The 21,759-nt window shown below is 70.4% G+C and carries 17 protein-coding genes and 5 tRNA genes; 10 read left to right on the top strand and 12 right to left on the bottom strand.

Translation table 11 applies throughout. The features are described from left to right. Positions 1-2: 2 nt before the first annotated feature. Complete coding sequence (gene leuC, locus HEP85_RS28105; protein ID WP_168530397.1) at positions 3-1,439, bottom strand: 3-isopropylmalate dehydratase large subunit; 1,437 nt, start codon at positions 1,437-1,439, stop codon at positions 3-5. A 190-nt stretch (positions 1,440-1,629) separates the two neighbouring features. Here leuC and ndgR point away from each other — a divergent pair, with 190 nt between their 5' ends. Next, positions 1,630-2,346: an IclR family transcriptional regulator NdgR gene (gene ndgR / locus HEP85_RS28100; RefSeq protein WP_037625007.1), complete on the top strand. Its 717-nt coding sequence runs from the start codon at positions 1,630-1,632 to the stop codon at positions 2,344-2,346. A gap of 262 nt (positions 2,347-2,608) precedes the next feature. Here ndgR and HEP85_RS28095 read toward each other — a convergent pair whose 3' ends face one another. Next, positions 2,609-3,148: a DUF4188 domain-containing protein gene (locus HEP85_RS28095; protein WP_168530396.1), complete on the bottom strand. Its 540-nt coding sequence runs from the start codon at positions 3,146-3,148 to the stop codon at positions 2,609-2,611. Between the two features lie 81 nt (positions 3,149-3,229). Here HEP85_RS28095 and HEP85_RS28090 point away from each other — a divergent pair, with 81 nt between their 5' ends. Beyond that, a complete protein-coding gene (locus HEP85_RS28090) occupies positions 3,230-3,874 on the top strand; it encodes a MerR family transcriptional regulator (protein ID WP_168530395.1) in 645 nt (214 codons plus the stop codon). A 101-nt stretch (positions 3,875-3,975) separates the two neighbouring features. On the opposite strand, the gene HEP85_RS28085 is transcribed toward HEP85_RS28090, so the two are convergent. The 10 genes from HEP85_RS28085 to HEP85_RS28040 form a co-directional block, all read right to left on the bottom strand. After that, positions 3,976-4,048: transfer RNA gene (locus tag HEP85_RS28085), tRNA-Glu, on the bottom strand. A gap of 29 nt (positions 4,049-4,077) precedes the next feature. After that, positions 4,078-4,149 (bottom strand) — tRNA-Gln (locus HEP85_RS28080). Positions 4,150-4,182: 33 nt separating this feature from the next. Then, positions 4,183-4,255 (bottom strand) — tRNA-Glu (locus HEP85_RS28075). Positions 4,256-4,317: 62 nt separating this feature from the next. After that, positions 4,318-4,390, bottom strand: a tRNA-Glu gene (locus HEP85_RS28070). 42 nt (positions 4,391-4,432) lie between these two features. Continuing rightward, positions 4,433-4,504 (bottom strand) — tRNA-Gln (locus HEP85_RS28065). A 90-nt stretch (positions 4,505-4,594) separates the two neighbouring features. Further along, positions 4,595-5,329: an HAD family hydrolase gene (locus tag HEP85_RS28060; protein WP_168530394.1), complete on the bottom strand. Its 735-nt coding sequence runs from the start codon at positions 5,327-5,329 to the stop codon at positions 4,595-4,597. Between the two features lie 36 nt (positions 5,330-5,365). Next, complete coding sequence (locus HEP85_RS28055) at positions 5,366-7,597, bottom strand: FlgD immunoglobulin-like domain containing protein (RefSeq protein ID WP_369657868.1); 2,232 nt, start codon at positions 7,595-7,597, stop codon at positions 5,366-5,368. A gap of 199 nt (positions 7,598-7,796) precedes the next feature. Then, a complete protein-coding gene (gene gltX, locus HEP85_RS28050) occupies positions 7,797-9,275 on the bottom strand; it encodes a glutamate--tRNA ligase (RefSeq protein ID WP_168530391.1) in 1,479 nt (492 codons plus the stop codon). Beyond that, a complete protein-coding gene (locus HEP85_RS28045; RefSeq protein WP_168530390.1) occupies positions 9,268-10,056 on the bottom strand; it encodes a fumarylacetoacetate hydrolase family protein in 789 nt (262 codons plus the stop codon). Before HEP85_RS28045 ends, gltX begins: the two co-directional genes overlap by 8 nt. A 120-nt stretch (positions 10,057-10,176) precedes the next feature. Beyond that, a complete protein-coding gene (locus HEP85_RS28040) occupies positions 10,177-10,365 on the bottom strand; it encodes a hypothetical protein (protein WP_168530389.1) in 189 nt (62 codons plus the stop codon). 598 nt (positions 10,366-10,963) lie between these two features. On the opposite strand from HEP85_RS28040, the gene HEP85_RS28035 reads away from it, so the two are divergent. The 8 genes from HEP85_RS28035 to HEP85_RS28000 all read left to right on the top strand — a co-directional run bounded on the left by HEP85_RS28035 (position 10,964) and on the right by HEP85_RS28000 (position 21,526). Continuing rightward, positions 10,964-14,776 (top strand): nitrate- and nitrite sensing domain-containing protein, encoded by a 3,813-nt coding sequence (locus tag HEP85_RS28035; protein ID WP_369657867.1) that lies wholly within the window; start codon positions 10,964-10,966, stop codon positions 14,774-14,776. Between the two features lie 9 nt (positions 14,777-14,785). Beyond that, entirely contained in the window at positions 14,786-15,199 is a 414-nt protein-coding gene (locus HEP85_RS28030) for a roadblock/LC7 domain-containing protein (RefSeq protein ID WP_010984127.1), read from the top strand. Between the two features lie 111 nt (positions 15,200-15,310). Further along, the gene (locus HEP85_RS28025) at positions 15,311-15,709 is read left to right on the top strand and encodes a DUF742 domain-containing protein (RefSeq protein WP_168530388.1); all 399 of its coding nucleotides are present in this window, start codon (positions 15,311-15,313) and stop codon (positions 15,707-15,709) included. Further along, entirely contained in the window at positions 15,690-16,265 is a 576-nt protein-coding gene (locus HEP85_RS28020) for an ATP/GTP-binding protein (RefSeq protein WP_028802395.1), read from the top strand. Before HEP85_RS28025 ends, HEP85_RS28020 begins: the two co-directional genes overlap by 20 nt. A gap of 350 nt (positions 16,266-16,615) precedes the next feature. After that, positions 16,616-19,855, top strand: coding sequence for a nitrate- and nitrite sensing domain-containing protein (locus HEP85_RS28015; RefSeq protein ID WP_211118080.1), 3,240 nt, complete (start codon positions 16,616-16,618; stop codon positions 19,853-19,855). A gap of 10 nt (positions 19,856-19,865) precedes the next feature. Beyond that, positions 19,866-20,279, top strand: a complete 414-nt coding sequence (locus tag HEP85_RS28010) for a roadblock/LC7 domain-containing protein (RefSeq protein WP_005479603.1) — start codon at positions 19,866-19,868, stop codon at positions 20,277-20,279. A gap of 94 nt (positions 20,280-20,373) precedes the next feature. Continuing rightward, positions 20,374-20,964, top strand: coding sequence for a DUF742 domain-containing protein (locus tag HEP85_RS28005; RefSeq protein WP_153288431.1), 591 nt, complete (start codon positions 20,374-20,376; stop codon positions 20,962-20,964). After that, entirely contained in the window at positions 20,945-21,526 is a 582-nt protein-coding gene (locus HEP85_RS28000) for an ATP/GTP-binding protein (protein ID WP_030793786.1), read from the top strand. The genes HEP85_RS28005 and HEP85_RS28000 overlap by 20 nt, the downstream gene beginning before the upstream one ends. Positions 21,527-21,759: the final 233 nt, after the last annotated feature.

Here is a 21,759-nt window from a genome sequence, read left to right as displayed (position 1 = left end):
GCTTATCGGACTCCAGCGGGCGTACGGTCGGCGGGCGCGTCGGACAGGTCGGCCGGCGAGGCCAGATGGCCCAGCACGGCGGTGGCGGCGGCGACCTGCGGGGAGACCAGGTGCGTACGGCCGCCCTTGCCCTGCCTGCCCTCGAAGTTGCGGTTGGAGGTGGACGCGGAGCGCTCACCGGGTGCCAGCTGGTCGGGGTTCATGCCCAGACACATCGAGCAGCCCGCGTGCCGCCATTCGGCGCCGGCCTCCTTGAAGACCACGTCCAGGCCCTCGGAGACGGCCTGCAGGCCGACCCGGGCGGAGCCGGGGACCACCAGCATCCGTACGCCCTCGGCGACTTTGCGGCCCCCGACGATCGCGGCGGCGGCCCGCAGGTCCTCGATGCGACCGTTGGTGCACGAACCTACGAAGACGGTGTCGACCTCGATGTCGCGCAGCGGCTGTCCGGCGGTCAACCCCATGTATTCCAGGGCCTTTTCGGCGGCCAGGCGCTCCGAAGCGTCTTCGTACGAAGCCGGGTCGGGGACGGACGCCGAAAGCGGCGCGCCCTGGCCGGGGTTGGTGCCCCAGGTGACGAACGGGGCCAGCGAGGGACCGTCGATGACGACCTCGGCGTCGAAGACCGCGTCCTCGTCCGTCTTCAGCGTCTTCCAGTACGCGACCGCCGCGTCCCAGTCCTCGCCCTCGGGCGCGTGGGCGCGTCCCTGGAGGTAGGCGAAGGTCGTCTCGTCGGGGGCGATCATGCCCGCGCGGGCACCGGCCTCGATCGACATGTTGCAGATGGTCATGCGGGCCTCCATCGAGAGCTTCTCGATGGCGGAGCCGCGGTATTCCAGGATGTAGCCCTGGCCGCCGCCGGTGCCGATCCGGGCGATGATCGCCAGGATCAGGTCCTTCGCGGTGACGCCCTCGGGCAGCTCGCCGTCGACCGTGATGGCCATGGTCCTGGGGCGGGCCAGCGGCAGCGTCTGGGTGGCCAGCACGTGCTCGACCTGCGAGGTGCCGATGCCGAACGCCAGCGCGCCGAAGGCGCCGTGCGTGGAGGTGTGCGAGTCGCCGCAGACCACGGTGGTGCCCGGCTGGGTCAGGCCCAGCTGCGGTCCCACGACGTGGACGACTCCCTGCTCGACGTCACCGAGGGAGTGCAGGCGCACACCGAAGTCGGCCGCGTTCTTGCGCAGCGTCTCCAGCTGGACCCGGGAGACCGGGTCCGCGATGGGCTTGTCGATGTCGAGGGTCGGGGTGTTGTGATCCTCGGTGGCGATGGTGAGGTCGAGACGGCGCACCGGGCGCCCCGCCTGACGCAGGCCGTCGAAGGCCTGGGGGCTGGTCACCTCGTGCAGCAGGTGCAGATCGATGAAGAGGAGGTCGGGCTCGCCCTCGGCGCGCCGGACGACGTGGTCGTCCCAGACCTTCTCCGCGAGTGTCCTACCCATCGCTTTCCCTCCGACCGGCCTGTGTGGCGCCGGCCCAACTAGAGATTTCCGGGGCGGCAGACGTCCGTACCCCTCGTCCGGACGTCGTCCGCCAGGCCCGTTGGTCCGCGGGCCGCTGTGTCTACAAGGGTGGCGCGTTCCACCGGAAATTGAACTTGCGTTTCACAGAGTGAGACGCGAGTATCGTTTCATGGACAACAGTAGCGGCGTCGGCGTTCTGGACAAGGCAGCCCTTGTCCTGAGCGCTCTGGAGTCCGGTCCGGCCACCCTCGCGGGCCTGGTCGCGGCGACCGGACTGGCACGACCCACGGCACATCGTCTCGCCGTGGCGCTGGAACACCACCGCATGGTGGCGCGCGACATGCAGGGGCGATTCATTCTCGGACCCCGCCTCTCCGAGCTGGCCGCGGCGGCGGGTGAGGACCGGCTGCTCGCCACGGCGGGGCCGGTGCTCACGCACCTGCGCGACATCACGGGCGAGAGCGCCCAGCTCTACCGCCGGCAGGGCGACATGCGTATCTGTGTCGCGGCGGCCGAGCGTCTGTCCGGCCTTCGGGACACGGTGCCGGTCGGCTCCACGCTCACCATGAAGGCCGGGTCCTCGGCCCAGATCCTGATGGCCTGGGAGGAGCCGGAGCGGCTGCACCGCGGTCTGCAGGGCGCCCGCTTCACGGCGACGGCGCTGTCGGGCGTACGGCGCCGGGGCTGGGCCCAGTCGATCGGCGAGCGCGAGCCGGGCGTCGCCTCCGTCTCCGCGCCGGTGCGCGGGCCGTCGAACCGGGTGGTGGCCGCCGTCTCGGTCTCCGGACCGATCGAGCGTCTGACCAGGCACCCGGGCCGGATGCACGCCCAGGCGGTCATCGACGCCGCCGGCCGTCTCTCCGAGGCCCTGCGCCGCACCGGCTGACCGCACTCCGGACACGTCACGGGAACGGGCCGGCCTCAACGCCGCGGCAGGCCCGCCCCCGGACACTCCCGGCCTCGCGAGGCGCGCGGGAAACCGCGCGAACAGCCACGAACAACCCCCACCCGCCTACCGGCCATCGCCCCCACAGGGGCGCGGGGAACCGCGCGCTCAAGCACGAACGACCCGCGCAGGCCGATCAACCACCACCCCACGGGGGCGCGGGGAACCACGCGCTCAACCACGAACGACCCGCGCAGGCCGATCAACCCGCGCCACCCCCGGCCTCCGCCTCCACCCCCGCGCGAGCGGCCCGGTACGCGAACCGGTCCGCCCCCCGCCGCCCCCGCTTCTCCACCGGCAGCGCCCCGTACGCCGCGGCCAGTCCGAAGGGCGGCATGTCCGCGTAGATCGACTCGTACGACCCCTCCGGCACGACGTACGTCTCGTGCCAGATCCCCACGTGCTGCCGGAGCTTGCCCGCCCGCTCCTTGCGGTTGACGATCCCCCACGCCTTGTGGTGGAACATGTCGGGCGCCGACGCGTACGCGTAGAGCTTCTCCTTGGACTCCCAGTACTGGACGACGTAGTACGTGCGTGGCGACGCCGTCAGCAGGATGCGGCCGAGCAGGCCCCGGCCCGGCTCCTTCTCCAGGTCCCGCACCATGCGCAGCATGGCGAAGAACACCGGTACCCACTGGTGCACCGCCCAGAAGTGGTTGACGCGCATACCGATCAGCAGGACGACCACGTCCCCCTCGGCGGCTGCGGTGGTACGGCCTGCGGTCACACGGGTGCCGGACATCTCGTCCCCTCCGTTGGTGAGCGGCGCTATCCGATGGCGCCATGCTTGGATAGTGGCGTCACCCAAGGAAGGGCGCAAGGGATGCGGCTTGCGGAGTTGAGCGAGCGGAGCGGAGTGTCCACCGCGACGATCAAGTACTACCTGCGGGAAGGGCTGTTGACGTCGGGACGGCAGGTCAACGCGACGACGGCGGACTACGACGAGAGCCATCTGCGCCGGCTGCGGCTGGTGCGGGCACTGATCCAGGTGGGCCGGGTGCCGGTGGCCACGGCCAGGGAGGTCCTCGCGCACGTCGACGACGAGTCCCTGGGCCGGACGATCCGGCTGGGGGCGGCCCTGTGGGCGCTGCCGCAGGAGCCGGAACCGGACGATCAGGACCCGGCCGTCCGGTCCGCGCGCCGCGAGGTGGACCAGTTGCTGGCGGACCTGGGCTGGGAGACCGCGCGGGAGCTCGCCCCGCTCTCCCCCGTGCACCGTTCGCTGGTGGCGGCGGTGGCCACGCTGATCCGGCTCGGCTATTCCTGGGATGCCGAACTCCTGGCGCCGTACGCGGAGTTGATGCACCAGGTGGCCGCGCGGGACCTGGACTACCTGGAGACGCACACGTCCGACGCGGAGCGGGTGGAGACCGCGGTCGCCTCGGCCGTGCTCTTCGAGCCGGTGCTGCGGGCGTTGCACCGGCTGGCGCAGGAGCAGGAGTCGGCGCGGCGGTACGGCATCGAGTGACCGGCCCCGCGGGCGGGGCGCGTCGGACCGTACGACGGGGTCCGGGGCCGCCCGGGAAACGCCTACGGGCCCCCACCGAAGTGGAGGCCCGTAGGACTCTGTACCCCCGACCGGATTCGAACCGGCGCTACTGCCGTGAGAGGGCAGCGTGCTAGGCCGCTACACAACGGGGGCCTAGGATCTTGCGTTTCCGCAGATCCGAGCTGGGCTACCAGGACTCGAACCTAGAATGACGGTACCAGAAACCGTAGTGTTGCCAATTACACCATAGCCCAAAGCGGTTTAAACCATCAGATGGTTTAGACCAGTACCCCCGACCGGATTCGAACCGGCGCTACTGCCGTGAGAGGGCAGCGTGCTAGGCCGCTACACAACGGGGGCCCTAGCGATCCTGCATGAGAGGCAGCGGGTGCGACCCGGACTGCCTTCCTGGGAAGGATCTGTACCCCCGACCGGATTCGAACCGGCGCTACTGCCGTGAGAGGGCAGCGTGCTAGGCCGCTACACAACGGGGGCGTTGCGGAATCGATCTCCGCGTTTGCAGATGAGCTCTGCGAGCTGGCCTACCAGGACTCGAACCTAGACTAACGGAACCAGAAACCGTCGTGCTGCCAATTACACCATAGGCCACTGAAACTCGATCCCCTGCAGGGATCTTGTTTTAGCTTGCGCCTCCGAGCTCCGGCCTTACGGCCCGTTCTCGGCGGCGCAGGAAGAACATTACCTGAAGGTGGACGGCGCTCCAAAACGGGTATCGGCGCGGAGGACCGCGGGGAGTTCGGCCAGCGAGACGATCCGGTGCGGACCCGTCGGCGGGCCGCCGACGGCGGTGTGAGTGCCCTCACGGTCGATCCAGACGGAGAGCAGTCCCGCCTCGGCGGCGCCCCGTCCGTCGATCTCCGGGTGGTCGCCGACGTAAGCGACCCGGTGCGGCGGCAGGCCCAAGGCCTCGCAGGCCGCGTGGAAGGCGGCCGCTGCGGGCTTGGCGACGCCGAGTTCGGCGGCGCACAGGATCGCCTCGAAGCGGTCGTGCACACCGAGGACGCGCAGCTTGCGGTCCTGTACGAGAAGGCTGGAGTTGGACAGGACCGCGTGCCGGTGGCTGGCGACGAGGTCGTCCAGGACGGGCAGGACGTCCGGGAAGAGGGTCCAGCCGGACTCGTAGTGCGTGATGTAGCGGTCGAACCAGGCGTCGGCGTCGGTGTCGCCCAGCGGCTCCCCCAGAAACACCCGGACCCGTTCCCGGCGCTGGCCCTGCCAGTCCGTCTCGCCCGCCGAGAACCGCGCCCACTGCGCGTCGGTGACCTCGCGCCAGCGCGCGAGGGCCTCCTCGACGGACGCGTACCCGTCGAGCAGGCCCTCGGCCGCGAGGTGCGCGCGCATCCCGGCCCGGTCCGCGGTCGTGTAGTCGAAGATCGTGTCGTCGACGTCCCACACCACAGCCCTCACAGTCATGGTCCGACGGTAACCCCGGGCGGGCCGGGCCGTCCGTCAGTTGACGGTGGCCGTGCCGGTCAGGAGGAGGTCGGGCCCCTCGTGGTCACGGGGCTCGGCGGTCAGCTTCCAGGTGTACGACCCCCGGGGCGCCCTGCCCCCCGCCGTGGTCGCGCCGTCCCAGGAGGCGCGCACCGCGGCGGCGGTGGAGGTGCCGGTGAGGGTGCGGACGACCGTGCCGGTGGTGCTGATCAGCTGGAGGGTCCACGCCGAGGGCTTGCTCAACTGCCACACGGGCAGCCACGGCTCGGCGACCGTCGGGCCGGGCGCGGCGTCGGTCTGGGCCTCCATCTGCGCGAGCGGCGAGGTGGGCACGCCCGCGGTGACGATCGCCACCTGGCCGCGGTCGGTCAGGTAGGCGACGTTGCCGCCGAAGCGGTCGACGGTCCAGCGGCCGGTGTTGCCGCCCGTGTCCCGGTCGGTCGTCGGCAGCACGGCCGCCGTGCGGGTGATGGCCGACCCCGCGTGGAAGTCCGTGAGCAGCAGTTCGTGCGTGGTGCGGTTCTCGCGGAGCAGGTAACCGTCGGCGAGCCGGGCCTGGCCGGCCGGCACGGTGATGGCGCGGTTGGTCGCGCGGTCGTAGACGCCGGCGGGGCCGGACGCGCCGCAGCTCCAGTACAGCCACGCGTTCACGGCCTGGATCTCGCTGGGCGTGCAGGGGGCGCCGGTGGCGACGGTGGCCACGTTCTTCCCCGACTTCAGGTCGTACCCCACGACGCTGCCCTGGGAGGTGCCCGGCGTCCACAGTCGCTGGCCCCAGACCGCGGCGGCGGTGCGGGTGCGGTCGAGCGCGGTCCGGCCGTCCGCTCCGCGCGGGAAGTCGGCGACCTTCTGCACACCCGGCGTTCCGCCGTTGTAGAGCACGTAGCGGCCGGTGCCGGTGCCGATGCGTCCGCCGGAGGCGCCGGTGGGCTCGGCCGCGTACGAGTTCGGCTCGCGTCCGGTGACGTGCACGGACTCCTTGCCGTCCGCGCCCGTGGACAGGTAGGCGAAACCGCCGTCGCCGAGCGCCTCGAACTGGGGGCAGGCCACGTCTCCGGCCAGGCACGGCGAGAGGTTCAGCAGCGAGGCGCGGTAGGTCTGGGGCCCGGCCGGGCGGCCTGCGGCGTCGAGCTGGACGCCGTGGACGGAGTCGTAGCCGCCCTGGTCGGTGACGTTGCCGTACATCAGGAGCTCGCCGCCGGAGAGCATCATGCCCCCGATCGTCGACCGGTTCGCCTCGACGTCGAGCACCCGCGCGGCGGTGGCGCCGGTCTCTGTGGGCGTGACCCGGTAGACGTGCCAGTCGGCGCTGGACGGGCCCGCCGTGGCGAGGAGGCCGCCGTCGAGGGTGGGGGTGTAGCTGCCGCTGGAGTTGTCGATGACCGTGGTCCGCGTGCCGTCGGCGAGGGAGATGCCCACCAGCCGGTAGGTGTCGGGGCTGAAGACCACGGACGGGTTGGCGAGCATCAGCTGGTCGCCGACGACGCCCTGGATCTTGTAGTCGCCGTAGGTGGGGACGGGTACGGGGTCGGTGCCCGGTGCCGCGTCCACCCGGGCCACCTTGTTCCCGGCGACGAGCCAGCGGTCGTTGAACCTGACCGGTCCCGTGGTGGTGACGCCGGTGACGTACGAGCGGAAGGTGCCGTCGGCGAGATCGAGCAGCCCGAGCGAGTCGACGCCGTCGAGGGTGTAGCCGACGGCGAGTCTGCGCACCGAGCCGCCCGTGCGGAACAGGCCGTCCGGCGTCGCTCCGGACGGCAGGCCGGTGACCGGGAGGTCGGTGGTCGTGCCGTCGCCGGCCGTGCGCAGGACGTGCAGGGCGCCGTCCGCGTCCTGGGTGAGCACGCTCCAGCCGACGGCGGTCTTGTAGGTCTGCCCCTGGGGCACGGTGAGCGTGACACTCACCCCGGTGGACTGGTGCTTCTGGGTGACGGTGCCGACGCCCCCGGTGGTGATCACGTCGGTGCCGGTGGCCAGGTCGTCCGGGCCGGCGTGCGCGGGCGGCGTGTAGCCCGGGTAGTCCGCCCAGTGCGCCGTCGGTGATCCGGTGTCGGGCAGCGTGTAGCGGAAACCGGAGGCTCCCGCCCAGCCGAAGAGCACCTCGGGAGGCGTGACCTGGTTCAGCTGGACCGTGGCGACCGGGGTGTCGGCGGCCGGCGCGGCCTGCGCGGGCACGGTCTGCACCGCGCAGGTCAGAGCCACGGCTCCGCTGAGAGCCAGCCCGACAAGTCTTCGTGAACGGGTCACGTTCGCCTCCCCTGGAACATGGTGAGCAGGCGCGTCACACGCCTGCTCGAACATCCAAACGGGTTTCGGGGAGCGGGAGTTGACAGGAACGGTGAACTCCCGGAGACCACTGGGTGTACAGCGGCGGGGCGGCGTCCGAACCGGACGCCGCCCCGCTGTCACCGTGCCGTGGGTCCGCCGCGGTGGCCGCGGCGGGCTGCTACCGCGCCGCGAGCTTCGCCAGCGCCGCGTCGACGCGCGCCAGCGTCGTGTCCTTGCCCAGGATCTGCAGGGACTCGAAGAGCGGCAGGCCGATCGTGCGGCCGGTGACGGCGACACGGACGGGGGCCTGGGCCTTGCCGAGCTTGAGGCCGTGCTCCTCACCGGCGGCCAGGACGGCCTCCTTGAGGGACTCGGCGGAGGACCAGTCGGCCGTGTCCAGCTTCTCGCGGGCCGTACGCAGGAGCGCGTCCGAGCCCTCCTTCATCGCCTTCGTCCAGGAGGCCTCGTCGTGGGCCGGCTCCGGCAGGAACAGGAAGTCGACGTTGTCCGTGATCTCGGAGAGGACCTTCAGCCGGGACTGCGCGTGCGGGGCCATCGCCTGCCACTTCGCCTCGTCGAAGTCCTCCGGCGCCCACGGGGCGAAGGGGGCCTTCAGCCAGGGGGCGCAGCGCTCCGTGAAGTCCTTCACGTCGAGCAGCCGGATGTGGTCGGCGTTGATCGCCTCGGCCTTCTTGAGGTCGAAGCGGGCCGGGTTCGGGTTCACGTCCGTGACGTCGAAGGCGGCGACCATCTCGTCGATGCCGAAGATGTCGCGGTCCGCCGAGAGCGACCAGCCGAGCAGGGAGAGGTAGTTCAGCAGCCCCTCGGGGAGGAACCCGCGCTCCCTGTAGAGGTTGAGCGAGGACTCCGGGTCGCGCTTGGAGAGCTTCTTGTTGCCCTCGCCCATGACGTACGGGAGGTGGCCGAAGGCCGGGGTCTCCTTGGCGATGCCCAGCTCGGTCAGCGCCTTGTAGAGGGCGATCTGCCGGGGGGTGGAGGAGAGCAGGTCCTCGCCGCGCAGGACGTGGGTGATCTCCATCAGGGCGTCGTCGACCGGGTTGACCAGCGTGTACAGGGGCGCGCCGTTGGCTCGTACGATGCCGAAGTCCGGCACGTTCTCCGGGAGGTATGTGATCTCGCCGCGGACCAGGTCCGTGAAGGTGATCGTCTCGTCGGGCATCCGGAAGCGGACGATCGGCGTGCGGCCCTCCGCCTCGTACGCGGCCTTCCGCTCGGCGGAGAGGTCGCGGCAGTGGCCGTCGTAGCCGGAGGGCTTGCCGGCGGCGCGGGCGGCGTCGCGGCGGGCGTCCAGCTCCTCGGTGGAGCAGTAGCAGGGGTACGCGTGGCCGGCGTCCAGCAGCTTCTGGGCGACGTCCTTGTAGAGGTCCATCCGCTGCGACTGGCGGTAGGGCGCGTGCGGGCCGCCGACCTCGGGGCCCTCGTCCCAGTCGAAGCCCAGCCAGCGCATCGCGTCGAGCAGCTGGCCGTACGACTCCTCGGAGTCGCGGGCCGCGTCGGTGTCCTCGATGCGGAAGACCAGGGTGCCTTCGTTGTGCCGGGCGAACGCCCAGTTGAACAGGGCCGTACGGACCAGGCCCACATGGGGGTTGCCGGTCGGGGACGGACAGAAACGTACGCGGACGGACGCGTTAGCCACGCTTGATCACCTTGTTGGTGAGAGTGCCGATGCCTTCGATGGTGACGGCGACCTCGTCGCCGACGTTCAGGGGGCCTACCCCAGCGGGGGTGCCGGTGAGGATCACGTCGCCGGGGAGCAGCGTCATGGCCTCGGTGATGTTGACGATCAGGTCCTCGACGGAGTGGGTCATCTCGCTGGTGCGGCCGAGCTGGCGCTGCTGCCCGTTGACCGTGCACTGGATGGTGATGCCCTCGGAGACCGCGGCGAGGTCCAGGTCCGTCTCCACCCAGGGGCCGAGCGGGCAGGAGCTGTCGAAGCCCTTGGCCCGCGCCCACTGCTTCTCACGCTTCTGGACGTCGCGCGCGGTGACGTCGTTGGCGCAGGTGTAGCCGAGGATGACGTCCTTCACCCGCTCGCGGGGGACCTCGCGGCACATCCGGCCGATCACCACGGCGAGTTCGGCCTCGTGGTGCAGCTCGTTAGAGAAGGAGGGGTACTGGATGTCGTCGCCGGGGCCGATCACCGAGGTCGACGGCTTGAAGAAGGCGAACGGGGCGTCGGGCACCTCGTTGCCCAGCTCCTTCGCGTGCTCCGCGTAGTTGCGGCCGAAGGCCACGACCTTGTTCGGGAGCACCGGCGGCAGGAGCCGGACCTTGCCGAGGGGGACCTTCGTGCCGGAGAGCTCGAAGTCCGCGAACGGGATGCCCTTGATGATGTCGAGGACGAGTTCGTCCGGCTTGTCGCCCTCGACCGCGCCGAACGCGACGTTGCCGTCGATGGAGAACCTGGCGATGCGCACGGGATCCTTGCGCCCCTCACTGAGCTGGCTGGAGTCTGACGCTCCAGGCTAACGCGGAGAGGGGTCGGCGCCCCGCGCATATCCGTCGGCGCGGTGAGCGGGCGGCGGCCGGCGCGCGTACTAGTCGGCGACGGAGGCCGCGACCGGGGCTTCCATGAGGATGGTGCGCCGCGGGTTGGCGGTCTGGGTGGGGAGGTCGACCGAGTGCTCCGGCTGCTCCTGCGCCTGCATCGCGTCGGCGTCCTCGAGGTGCGCCAGCGTGGTGCGTCGCGGGTTGGCTATGTTGCGGAACATCATCGTCGTCTTCACTGTTGTCTTCGACCTCGTCAGAGCGGGCGCCGGGTGGGCTCAAGAGCCCCCGCGTCGGCGCAGGTTGTCGGATTTGCCATCCCTGTAAAGCGCCAGGCTAAACATGCGATTCCCGGTGGAAGCCGTGAAGACCTCATGATCGGCGTGTGAGTTTGCTCACTAGGGGGCTGGCAAACCGGTCAATTCAGGCCGCCAACCCTCCCCGGCGAAACGGACATTGCTCCACTGAACCCATCATTCCGCTCCTGATCATGGCGACTGGGACACCCCGTGCACCCCGCTGGATCGTAGGGATAAGACCGGAATGTACGAGATCACTTTCTACGTGTCGTGACCTTGCCCTCACAAGCTGTCACGGTGGTCACAGCCTGGTACACGGGCCTTGTTGGAGATCCTGCACTGTGCTGGAATTCCACGAACCGCCGCGGGATCGAACCGGCGCGCAGGAGGCGCGACTCAGCGCCGAGTGGCGGCGGGGAGGGGGAGCAGCGCCGGTCACTCACGACCACACCAGGGGGCGCGTCTGCGCCCCTGAACGACGCCGACACCGTCCCGCCGTTTGCGCGGAGGGGCGCCTGGTCCAGAGGTTGCGACGCTAGTGCAGGGACGTTTCAAGAGGGATGGCAGCGCTTCGGCGGAGCCGGAGCCGCACGGCGGGACCGACCGCGGTTCCTCGCCCCAGCACGCCCAGAACCCGGGACAATCAGAGCTCGGCGGTGGTGAGCGCTCCGCGCGCTCCGGCGCTACGGCTCCCGACACGCCGCCCGTGAAGCCGAAGGCCCCTCCGGGTCCCGGCCCCCGCGTGGCCCTGCGCAACTGGCGCATCTCCACGCGACTGGTGTCGCTGCTCGCGCTCCCCGTGGTCGCCGCGACCACGCTGGGCGCGCTGCGCATCAACCAGTCCATGGACGACATCCAGCAGCTCGACAACATGAAGCTGCTGACCGACATGACCAAGCAGGCGACCGAGCTCGCCGTGGCGCTCCAGCAGGAGCGAGACGGGTCGGCGGGTCCGCTGTCGCAGGGCATCAAGCCCGACAAGTACGAGGTCACGTCGGTCCGCGACGCGACGGACCGCGCCAAGACGCACTTCCTCGCCGGCACCCAGGAGATCGACGACGCCAGTGCGAGCGGACAGCTCTCCGGTGTCCGTGACAGCCTCGTCGCCATCGCGGGCGAGCTGAACAAGCTCGGCACCATCCGCAACGCGGCCTACAGCGACCCGCAGAACGCCTCGCAGACGGTCGACGGGTATCACCGCCTCATCACCGAGCTGATCAACCTCTCGCAGGACATGGCGGAGGCGACCAGCAACCCGGAGATGATCCAGCGCACCCGCGCCCTGTCGGCCTTCTCCTCGGCCAAGGAGTACGCCTCCATCCAGCGCGCGATCATCGCCGCCGCGCTGCCGGCGAAGCCCGACCGCTTCGGCAAGCTCTCCGAGAACGACCGGCTGTACGCGACCTCGGCCCAGGACAGCGAGGCCTCCGAGCGCACCAGCTTCGCGAGCATCTACGGCGCCGGCGCCGAGAAGCTCACCGAGACGATCGACCAGGGCAACCCGACCATCCAGGCGGCCGACCAGTACGCCAAGCGCGTACTGGACTCGGCGGGCGGTCTGAGCACCCAGGACAAGAAGTCCTCCAAGGACTGGTTCGACGCCGACACCACCAAGATCGACACGATGTCGAAGATCGAGATCACGCTGCTCGGCGAGATGACGCAGAAGTCCCGTGAGCTGAAGAACGCCTCCCAGCAGGAAGCGATCATCTCCGGTGCGCTGATCCTCCTCGTCCTCGGCGTCTCCCTCGTCGGCGCCTTCGTCGTGGCCCGGTCCATGATCCGCTCGCTGCGCCGGCTGCAGGACACCGCGACCAGGGTCGCCCAGGACCGTCTGCCCGAGCTGGTCAAGCAGCTCTCGGAGTCGGACCCGCAGGACGTCGACACCTCCGTCGAGTCGGTCGGTGTGCACTCCCGGGACGAGATCGGCAAGGTGGCCGCGGCCTTCGACGACGTGCACCGCGAGGCCGTCCGCCTCGCCGCCGAGCAGGCCCTCCTGCGAGGCAACGTCAACGCGATGTTCACCAACCTCTCGCGCCGTTCCCAGGGCCTCATCCAGCGTCAGCTCTCGCTCATCTCCGAACTGGAGTCCCGCGAGGCCGACCCGGACCAGCTGTCCTCCCTCTTCAAGCTCGACCACCTCGCGACCCGCATGCGCCGTAACGGTGAGAACCTCCTCGTTCTCGCCGGTGAAGAGCCCGGCCGCCGCTGGACCCGCCCGGTCCCGCTGGTCGACGTGCTCCGCGCCGCGGCCTCCGAGGTGGAGCAGTACGAGCGCATCGAGCTGGCCTCGGTGCCGACGACGCAGGTCGCCGGCCGGGTGGTCAACGACCTCGTGCACCTGCTCGCCGAGCTCCTCGAGAACGCCACCTCGTTCTCCTCCCCGCAGACCAAGGTCAAGGTCACCGGTCACGCGCTGCCCGACGGCCGGGTGCTGATCGAGATCCACGACACCGGTATCGGCCTGTCCCCCGAGGACCTCGCCGCGATCAACGAGCGCCTCGCCGCGCCGCCCACCGTGGATGTCTCCGTCTCCCGGCGCATGGGCCTCTTCGTGGTCGGTCGTCTGTCGCAGCGTCACGGCATCCGTATCCAGCTGCGTCCGTCGGACTCCGGCGGCACCACCGCGCTCGTCATGCTCCCCGTCGATGTCGCCCAGGGCGGCAAGAAGGCTCCGGGCAAGCCGGGCCAGGGCGCTCCCTCCTCCGGCGGCCCGGCCGCCGCGCAGGCCTCGGCCGGTGTGGCCGCGGCCCGCCGCGGAGGCGGCCAGGGCGGTCCGTCCCTCGGAGCGGGCGCGCCCGCCGGCGGCGGCGGTCTCCTCGGCGGTGCGCCGCAGCGCGGCCAGGTCGGCGCCGGACAGGGCCCGCGGGCCGCGCTTCCCGGCAGCGGCCAGGGCGGTCACCCGGGTGCTCCGGGTGGCGCGCGCGGACCCCAGGGTCCGGGCAACCCGCAGCAGGGCAGGCCGGCCCCGGCCGGTGCCGGTGCGAGTGTCTTCGGACAGAACGCGCCGGGTGCCTCGCAGGGCCTGCAGGCCACCGGAGCCGGCACGCCCCAGGGCTTCGGTGACGGACCCGGCAACCGCCAGGGCTTCAACTTCGGTGACAGCGCCCCCGCGGCGACGCCCCCGCAGCAGCAGCCCGCGGGCAACAAGGGCGGCGGCCGTCGCCGGCCGCAGCTGCCGGGACGCGGTGGTCCGCGTGCCGAGCTGCCCGGCGGCAGCGCGCAGCAGTCCCGGCCGAGCTGGAGCGACGAGAACGCCCAGCCGCCCGTGCCGCGCGCCTCGCTGGACTCCCCGCGCGGTCACGAGGAGCCCGACACCACCTCGCGCATGCCGCGCGTCGACGACCGGCAGGGCCCGGCCTCGACCTCGGAGATGCCGCGCATCGACGACCGTCACGGTCCCGCCGCCACCTCCGAGTTCGCCCGCCCCGACTTCGACGGCCCCCGCCCCGGTATGGGCGCGCCGCAGAACAACGGGCAGAACCACGGCCAGAACACCGGCCAGTTCGTGCGCCCGGACGTCTTCGGCACCGCGACCACGAATCCGTCCTCCACGGGCCAGTTCGCGAACCCGGGGTACGGCAACGGCCAGCACCCTTCGTCCACCGGCCAGTTCGCCAACCCGGGCTACGGCAACCCGCAGGACCCCTCGTCCACCGGCCAGTTCGCGCGGCCCGGGTACGGCAACGGTCAGGACCCTTCGTCCACCGGCCAGTTCGCCAACCCGGGTTACGGCAACGGCCAGGATCCCTCGTCCACCGGTCAGTACGAGCGGCCGCAGCAGCGGCCCGCGCGTGCTCAGGAGCCGGAGGCGCTGCCGCCGGCCTCCGGCCCCGGTGACGGACGTACGCCGCTGTACGACACGCTGGAGACCAACTGGTTCCACGGTCAGGCGAACGGCTCCCAGAACGGAGCGCACGACAACGCTCAGAACAACGTTCAGAACGGCGCCCAGAGCGGCGTTCAGAACGGTGCCCACATGAACGGCTCGCAGCCTCCCCAGCAGCAGCCCCAGGCTCCCGTCGCCCCCCAGCGGGCCGCCACTCCTCAGGCCTCCGCCTCCTGGCGGACGTCCCCGAACGACGACCTCGTCCGTCAGGCCGAGCGCGTCCGTCAACCGTCGGCAGGCGGGGTCACCACCTCCGGCCTGCCGCGCCGGGTCCCGCGAGCCAACCTCGTCGCGGGCACGGCACAGCAGCAACAGCACCAAACAGGTCCGCAGGTCTCCCGTGCGCCCGATGACGTACGCGGCCGGCTGACCAATCTCCGTAGGGGCATTCAGCAGGGTCGCCAGGCCGGTACCGGCCAGACCGGCAGCTTCCCCAGCCCCACTCACCAGCAGGAGCGTTAGTTGAGCCCGATGAGCCAGGCCGCACAGAATCTGAACTGGTTGATCACCAACTTCGTGGACAACACCCCTGGGGTGTCCCACACCGTCGTCGTGTCCGCCGACGGGCTCCTTCTGGCGATGTCCGAAGGATTCCCGCGCGATCGCGCCGACCAGCTCGCGGCCGTCGCCTCCGGGCTGACCTCACTGACCGCCGGGGCATCCCGGATCTTCGAGGGCGGCACGGTGGCCCAGACGGTCGTCGAGATGGAGCGCGGTTTTCTCTTCCTCATGTCCGTCTCGGACGGATCGTCCCTGGCGGTCCTCTCCCACCCGGAGTGCGACATCGGCCTTGTCGGCTACGAGATGGCGCTGCTCGTCGACCGGGCGGGCGCCGTACTCACTCCGGACCTGCGCGCCGAACTACAGGGAAGTCTGCTCCACTGACGGCTCCTGGTTCTACCGACTGCACGAAATCACCGTCCGGCCGCCACAATCCCCCCACCGGCCCCAACAGACGGCACGACTGACCGACCTGCTGTCCCGCCCGGAGGATTCATGACCCCGCCCACCGCCTCTCATGATCCGTACGCTGAGCCGTACGGGGACGAGGGCGACCAGCCGCTGGTACGTCCGTACGCGATGACCGGCGGCCGGACCCGGCCGCGGTACCAACTCGCCATCGAGGCGCTGATCAGCACCACGGCCGACCCCACGCAGTTGATGGGGCTGCTCCCGGAGCACCAGCGGATCTGCCACCTGTGCCGTGAGGTCAAGTCGGTGGCCGAGGTGTCGGCCCTCCTGTCCATGCCGCTCGGCGTGGCCAGGATCCTCGTCGCGGACCTCGCGGAGGCCGGACTCGTCGCCATCCACCAGCCTGGCGGCGATGAGAACAACGGCGGCGTGCCGGCCGTGACTTTGCTCGAAAGGGTGCTCAGTGGACTTCGCAAGCTCTGACGGAGGTCGGGCGACCACCTCCGCGAAGATCGTGGTGGCGGGCGGCTTCGGCGTGGGCAAGACCACGTTCGTCGGCGCCGTCTCGGAGATCAACCCGCTGCGCACCGAGGCCGTCATGACGTCCGCGTCCGCGGGCATCGACGACCTCACGCACACCGGAGACAAGACGACCACCACCGTCGCCATGGACTTCGGCCGCATCACCCTGGACCAGGACCTGATCCTGTACCTCTTCGGTACGCCGGGTCAGGACCGCTTCTGGTTCATGTGGGACGACCTGGTCCGCGGAGCCATCGGTGCCGTGGTCCTGGTGGACACCCGCCGCCTCGCCGACTGCTTCCCCGCGGTCGACTACTTCGAGAACTCCGGCCTGCCCTTCGTCATCGCCCTCAACGGCTTCGACGGACACCAGCCCTACAACCCCGAAGAGGTGCGCGAGGCGCTGCAGATCGGCCCGGACGCTCCGATCATCACGACGGACGCCCGGCACCGCGCGGACGCGAAGAGCGCGCTCATCACCCTGGTCGAGCACGCGCTCATGGCACGTCTGCGCTAGCAGCCAAGTCGACAGGTCCATAAGGAAGTTGTCGTAGACGCATTGGAGCCGGCTGTGTCGTTTGACACGGCCGGCCACAGTGTTCATAACGTTTCGACATGGAATTCGATGGGCACCAACACGCATCGCGGTCACCCGGTGCCGCTGCGCTCATAAAAGCCCCGTCTTTTGACGGGGCTCGTTCTTTATGACCGTTTTATCTGGGGGATGCATCACTCGGAACCATCGGTTCCGAGTGTTTGGAAGGGCGCTGCCTGACGTGCTGGAATGCGCTGAACTGCCCAGTAGTCAAGGGCGCTGGAGACACCGCGGCACAACGTAGGTGCCGACGCCGAGAGGTTGTTGGTCGAGTGAGGCGAAGCAAGAACGGTCCCGAGCCGTCGGCACGGGGCAACTTCACCCCGCCGCCGCGCGGAGCGGCGCCCGCACAGGTGCCTGTTCCGGAGCCCGTGCCGGCGCCCGCGCCGAGCGGCGGTCGTCTGTCCCCCCGCAACTGGCGTGTACCCACCAGGCTGAACGCGATCCTGCTCATACCCGTGGTCGTCGGCCTGGTCATGGGCGGCTTCCAGGTGAAGAGTTCGATCAACACCTGGCAACAGGCCCAGGACGCGGAGAAGACGGCCCGTCTGGTACAGGCCGCGCTGGCCTACGGCGACAAGCTCTTCGTCGAGCGTGACGTCACCGCCCAGCCGCTGCTGGAGAACAAGAACGGCAAGGGCGCCGCCGACCCCACGGTCGTCAAGGCCTACAAGGACACGGACCAGGCCGCGGCCGCGTTCGACCGGGCGGCCCAGAACATGCCGAGGACGCCGGGCCTGGAGCGCCGGCTCGCCATCTTCCGCAAGGTGGAGCCCGGTCTCGGCAACCTGCGCAAGGTCGCCTACAAGACCAAGAACGTGGACACCGAAGAGGGCTACCTCCAGATCCAGCACCCGCTGATGGAGTTCGCCAACGAGCTCGGCCTGGGTACCGGAAACATCACCAGCTACGGCCGTACGGTCTACGCGATCTCGCTCTCCAAGGCCGCGCTGTCCCTCGAGCGGTCCATCGGCATGCACCTCCTGGTCAAGCCGGGCCCGGGCCTGAGCGCTCTCACCACCCAGCGCACCGCCCTCTCCTCGTACGCCTACCTGGAGCGCATCGCCGTCGAGGAGTACCTCGGCGGTGGCACCCAGTCCGACGCCGCCAAGCTCGACGCGATCACGAAGCAGATCACGGCCGAGCTCAAGAGCCAGGGCACACAGGCCGCGACGGCCGCTGCGGCCCAGGGCGAGAAGTACGTCCCCCCGCCGGCCGACATGGTCGCGCAGGTCGTCGGCCTGAAGTCGCCGCTCGACTCCGACCGCGCCGAGCTGGCCGCGGGCGGCGTCACCCCGCAGAACTGGTGGGCGGTGAACACCGCCAAGTACAACGGCTACCGGCAGATCGAGTCGGACCTCGCCGACAAGGCGGTGGCCGAGGCCGCCGACATCGCCGACAACGCCAAGACCGACGCCTTCATCACCGGTGGCGCCGTCGTGCTCGCCCTGCTCTTCGCGTTCATCCTGGCCGGCATGGTGGCCCGCCAGATGAGCCGCGCGATGCGCCAGCTGCGCAACGCGGCCTTCAGCGTCGCCGAACAGCGTCTGCCGATGCTGGTCGACCAGCTCTCGCGCACCGATCCCGGCCGCGTCGACACCCGCGTCCAGCCCATCCCGATCACCACCACGGACGAGATCGGCGAGGTCGCCCGCGCCTTCGACCAGGTCCACCGCGAGGCCGTCCGACTCGCCGCCGAGCAGGCTCTCCTGCGAGGCAACATCAACGCGATCTTCACCAACCTGTCGCGCCGCAACCAGTCGCTGATCGAGGGCCAGCTGACCCTGATCACCGACCTGGAGAACAACGAGGCCGACCCGGACCAGCTGGAGAACCTCTTCCGCCTGGACCACCTCGCGACCCGTATGCGCCGCAACGGCGAGAACCTCCTCGTCCTCGCCGGCGAGGAGCCCGGCCGCCGCTGGGACCAGCCGGTGCCTCTCGTGGACGTCCTGCGCGCCGCCTCCTCCGAGGTGGAGCAGTACGAGCGCGTCGAGCTCTCCGGCGTCCCCGAGGCCGAGATCCACGGCCGCGCCGTGACCGACCTCGTGCACCTGCTCGCCGAGCTGCTGGAGAACGCCACCACGTTCTCCTCCCCGCAGACCAAGGTCCGCGTCACCGCGACCCGTCTCCCGGACGGCCGCGTCATGGTCGAGATCCACGACAAGGGCATCGGCCTCACCGCCGAGGACTTCGCGGACATCAACCACAAACTGGCCAACCCGCCGACCGTGGACGCCGCGATCTCCCAGCGCATGGGCCTGTTCGTGGTCGGCCGGCTGTCCGACCGGCACGGCATCCGCGTCCAGCTGCGTCCCTCGGGCGAGCAGGCGGGAACGACCTCGCTGGTCATGCTCCCCGACGCGATCACCCACGGTGGTGGAGGCGAACAGCAGGTGCAGCGCGACGAGTTCACCGTCTCGCAGATCATCCCGGAGCAGCAGAACTTCCAGGCGGAGTCCTTCCAGGTGGAGTCGGCACGCACCGCCGCGGAGCTCGGCTTCGACGACAGCCGCTACACCGAAGTCCCGGATGACATCCGCGAGTTGGATCCGGTCGGCCGCTCCCTGATCCGCGAGGAGCGCCGCGCGGCCCTGGAGGCCCAGACGACGGGTCAGCCGGACGCCCTGGAAGCCGGGCAGTACCCGGAGGACTTCAACGCGCCCCAGCCCGGCTACGACGGCGCTCAGCCGTCCTTCGAGGGCGCACAGCCCCCGTACGGCAACGGACAGAGCGCGTACGAGGAGCAGCCGGCGACGTACGACCAGCAGTCGGCGTACGAGGCACCGCAGCAGCCGACGTACGACGAGACGTACTTCCCGACGAACGGCGGCTACCCGGAACCCGGGTACCCGGAGCGGTCCCGGGAAGAGCCCGTGGAGGCCCGCGGCGCCGCCCCGGAGACCTTCTCCGCGTTCGAGGAGCCGTCCTACCAGGACGACTGGCCGCAACGGGACGCGTACCAGAACGACGTCCGGTCCGGGTACGCTCCGAAGGGGGAATCCGCGCAGGTCGCTGACGCGGGTGAGCAGGACCGCGTAGGCTTCGGCCGTCCGGGCCCCGCCCCCTCGTCCGCTCACCAGATGACCGACGCCGGGCTGCCGCGCCGCGGATCCGCCGCGAGCGGGGCGAACGGTCGGCGCCCTGCCGACTCGGGTGCCCAGGGGATCCAGACACCGCCCGCGGCCGCCGCGAGCAACGGCGAGGGCAACGGCACCGACGACTGGCGTTCGAACAACGACGACCGCTGGCAGCGTGCCGAGCAGCTCAAGAAGCCCAAGGCGGGCGGGGTCACCTCGTCCGGACTGCCGCGTCGGGTCCCCAAGGCCAACCTGGTCGAGGGAACCGCGGAATCGACCCCGCAGGGCGGCCCCCAGGTCTCCCGGGCACCCGAGGACATCCGGGGCAGGCTCAGCAACCTGCGCCGCGGCGTGCAGCAGGGGCGCAATGCCAGTAGTGACACGAACGGTCAGGGCTTCGGTTCTGACAGCACCTACAACCAGGAGCGTTAGTGTGAGCCCGATGAGCCAGGCGGCGCAGAACCTGAACTGGTTGATCACCAACTTCGTGGACAACACCCCCGGGGTGTCCCACACCGTGGTGGTCTCCGCCGACGGACTCCTTCTGGCGATGTCCGAAGGCTTTCCCCGTGACCGCGCCGACCAGCTCGCGGCTGTCGCGTCCGGTCTGACCTCGCTGACCGCGGGCGCGTCCCGCATCTTCGAGGGCGGCAGCGTGAACCAGACAGTTGTGGAGATGGAGCGAGGATTCCTCTTCATCATGTCCGTTTCCGATGGTTCATCGCTCGCGGTCCTTGCACATCCCGAAGCGGACATCGGTCTCATCGGGTACGAGATGGCCCTTCTGGTGGACCGTGCGGGTACGGTCCTGACACCGGATCTACGAGCGGAGCTCCAAGGGAGCCTTCTCAACTAACAGTCAGACCGTGCGTTTTGGCGTCCCGGGGCCGTAAGGTTTCGGGACGCGGTCCCACACTGATGGGTGCCCGGCACAGTCGGAGGAGGAGAAAGTGGCAACACCCCCAGGCGGTTCGTCTTCGGGCAACTGGTCGTACGGCCCCGGACAGGGGCAGGGCCAGGGCGATGGTTCGCAGAACCCGAACCGTTACAACTTCCCCTCCGCGCCAAGCCACCGACGCCAGCAGCCGTACACGCCGCAGGGCCCCGGCCCCTCGCCGTACGACCAGCCCCCGGCGCCGCGCATCCAGCCGGTGCAGCCGCAACGGCGCACACCGGAGGCGGCGCCCGCGGGTTCGTCGAACAACCCTCTGGTGCGCCCGTACGCCATGACGGGCGGCCGCACCAGGCCCCGTTACCAGCTCGCCATCGAGGCGCTGGTGCACACCACCGCACAACCGCACCAGATGCAGGGCCAGTTGCCCGAGCATCAGCGGATCTGCAATCTCTGCCGGGAGATCAAGTCGGTGGCCGAGATCTCGGCCCTGCTGACCATCCCTCTCGGCGTGGCCAGGATTCTCGTCGCCGACTTGGCGGAGGCGGGCCTGGTCGCCATTCATCAGCCGGGCGGCGACGAGAGCGCCGGCGGCCAGCCAGCCGTGACATTGCTCGAAAGGGTGCTCAGTGGACTTCGCAAGCTCTAGCGGAGGGCCTTCCCGCTCCACCACGTCCGCGAAGATCGTGGTGGCGGGCGGCTTCGGCGTGGGCAAGACCACGTTCGTCGGCGCCGTCTCGGAGATCAACCCGCTGCGCACCGAGGCCGTCATGACGTCCGCATCCGCGGGCATCGACGACCTCACGCACACCGGAGACAAGACGACCACCACCGTCGCCATGGACTTCGGCCGCATCACCCTGGACCAGGACCTGATCCTGTACCTCTTCGGCACCCCTGGTCAGGACCGCTTCTGGTTCATGTGGGACGACCTGGTCCGCGGCGCCATCGGCGCGATCGTCCTCGTCGACACCCGCCGCCTCGCCGACTGCTTCCCCGCGGTCGACTACTTCGAGAACAGTGGTCTCCCCTTCGTCATCGCCCTCAACGGCTTCGACGGCAATCAGCCGTACAACCCGGACGAGGTGCGCGAGGCGCTGCAGATCGGCCCGGACGCTCCGATCATCACGACGGACGCCCGGCACCGCGCGGACGCGAAGAGCGCGCTCATCACCCTGGTCGAGCACGCGCTCATGGCCCGCCTGCGGTAGCCGCTCCGCGCGACGGACGCCAACAGAGGGCGGCTTCTCCCCGCGGGGAGAAGCCGCCCTCGGCCGTTCTCCCCGCCCTTCCCGTCCACCGGCGCCTCCGCCCCGCCGGAACTTCCGGCCAGGGTGCTTCCCTCCGGCGGGCGCTCCGCCCCGGCCACGTTTCCTCCCCCGCCCACACTTTCCACCGGCACGGGCACGGCGAAGGGGCCCGCTCCGGATACGGAGCGGGCCCC

The organism is Streptomyces sp. RPA4-2 (assembly GCF_012273515.2).
Taxonomy (GTDB): Bacteria; Actinomycetota; Actinomycetes; order Streptomycetales; family Streptomycetaceae; genus Streptomyces; species Streptomyces kaempferi.
The sequence above is the reverse complement of the archived record's forward strand: the minus strand, read 5'-3'. Positions and strand labels throughout refer to the sequence as shown.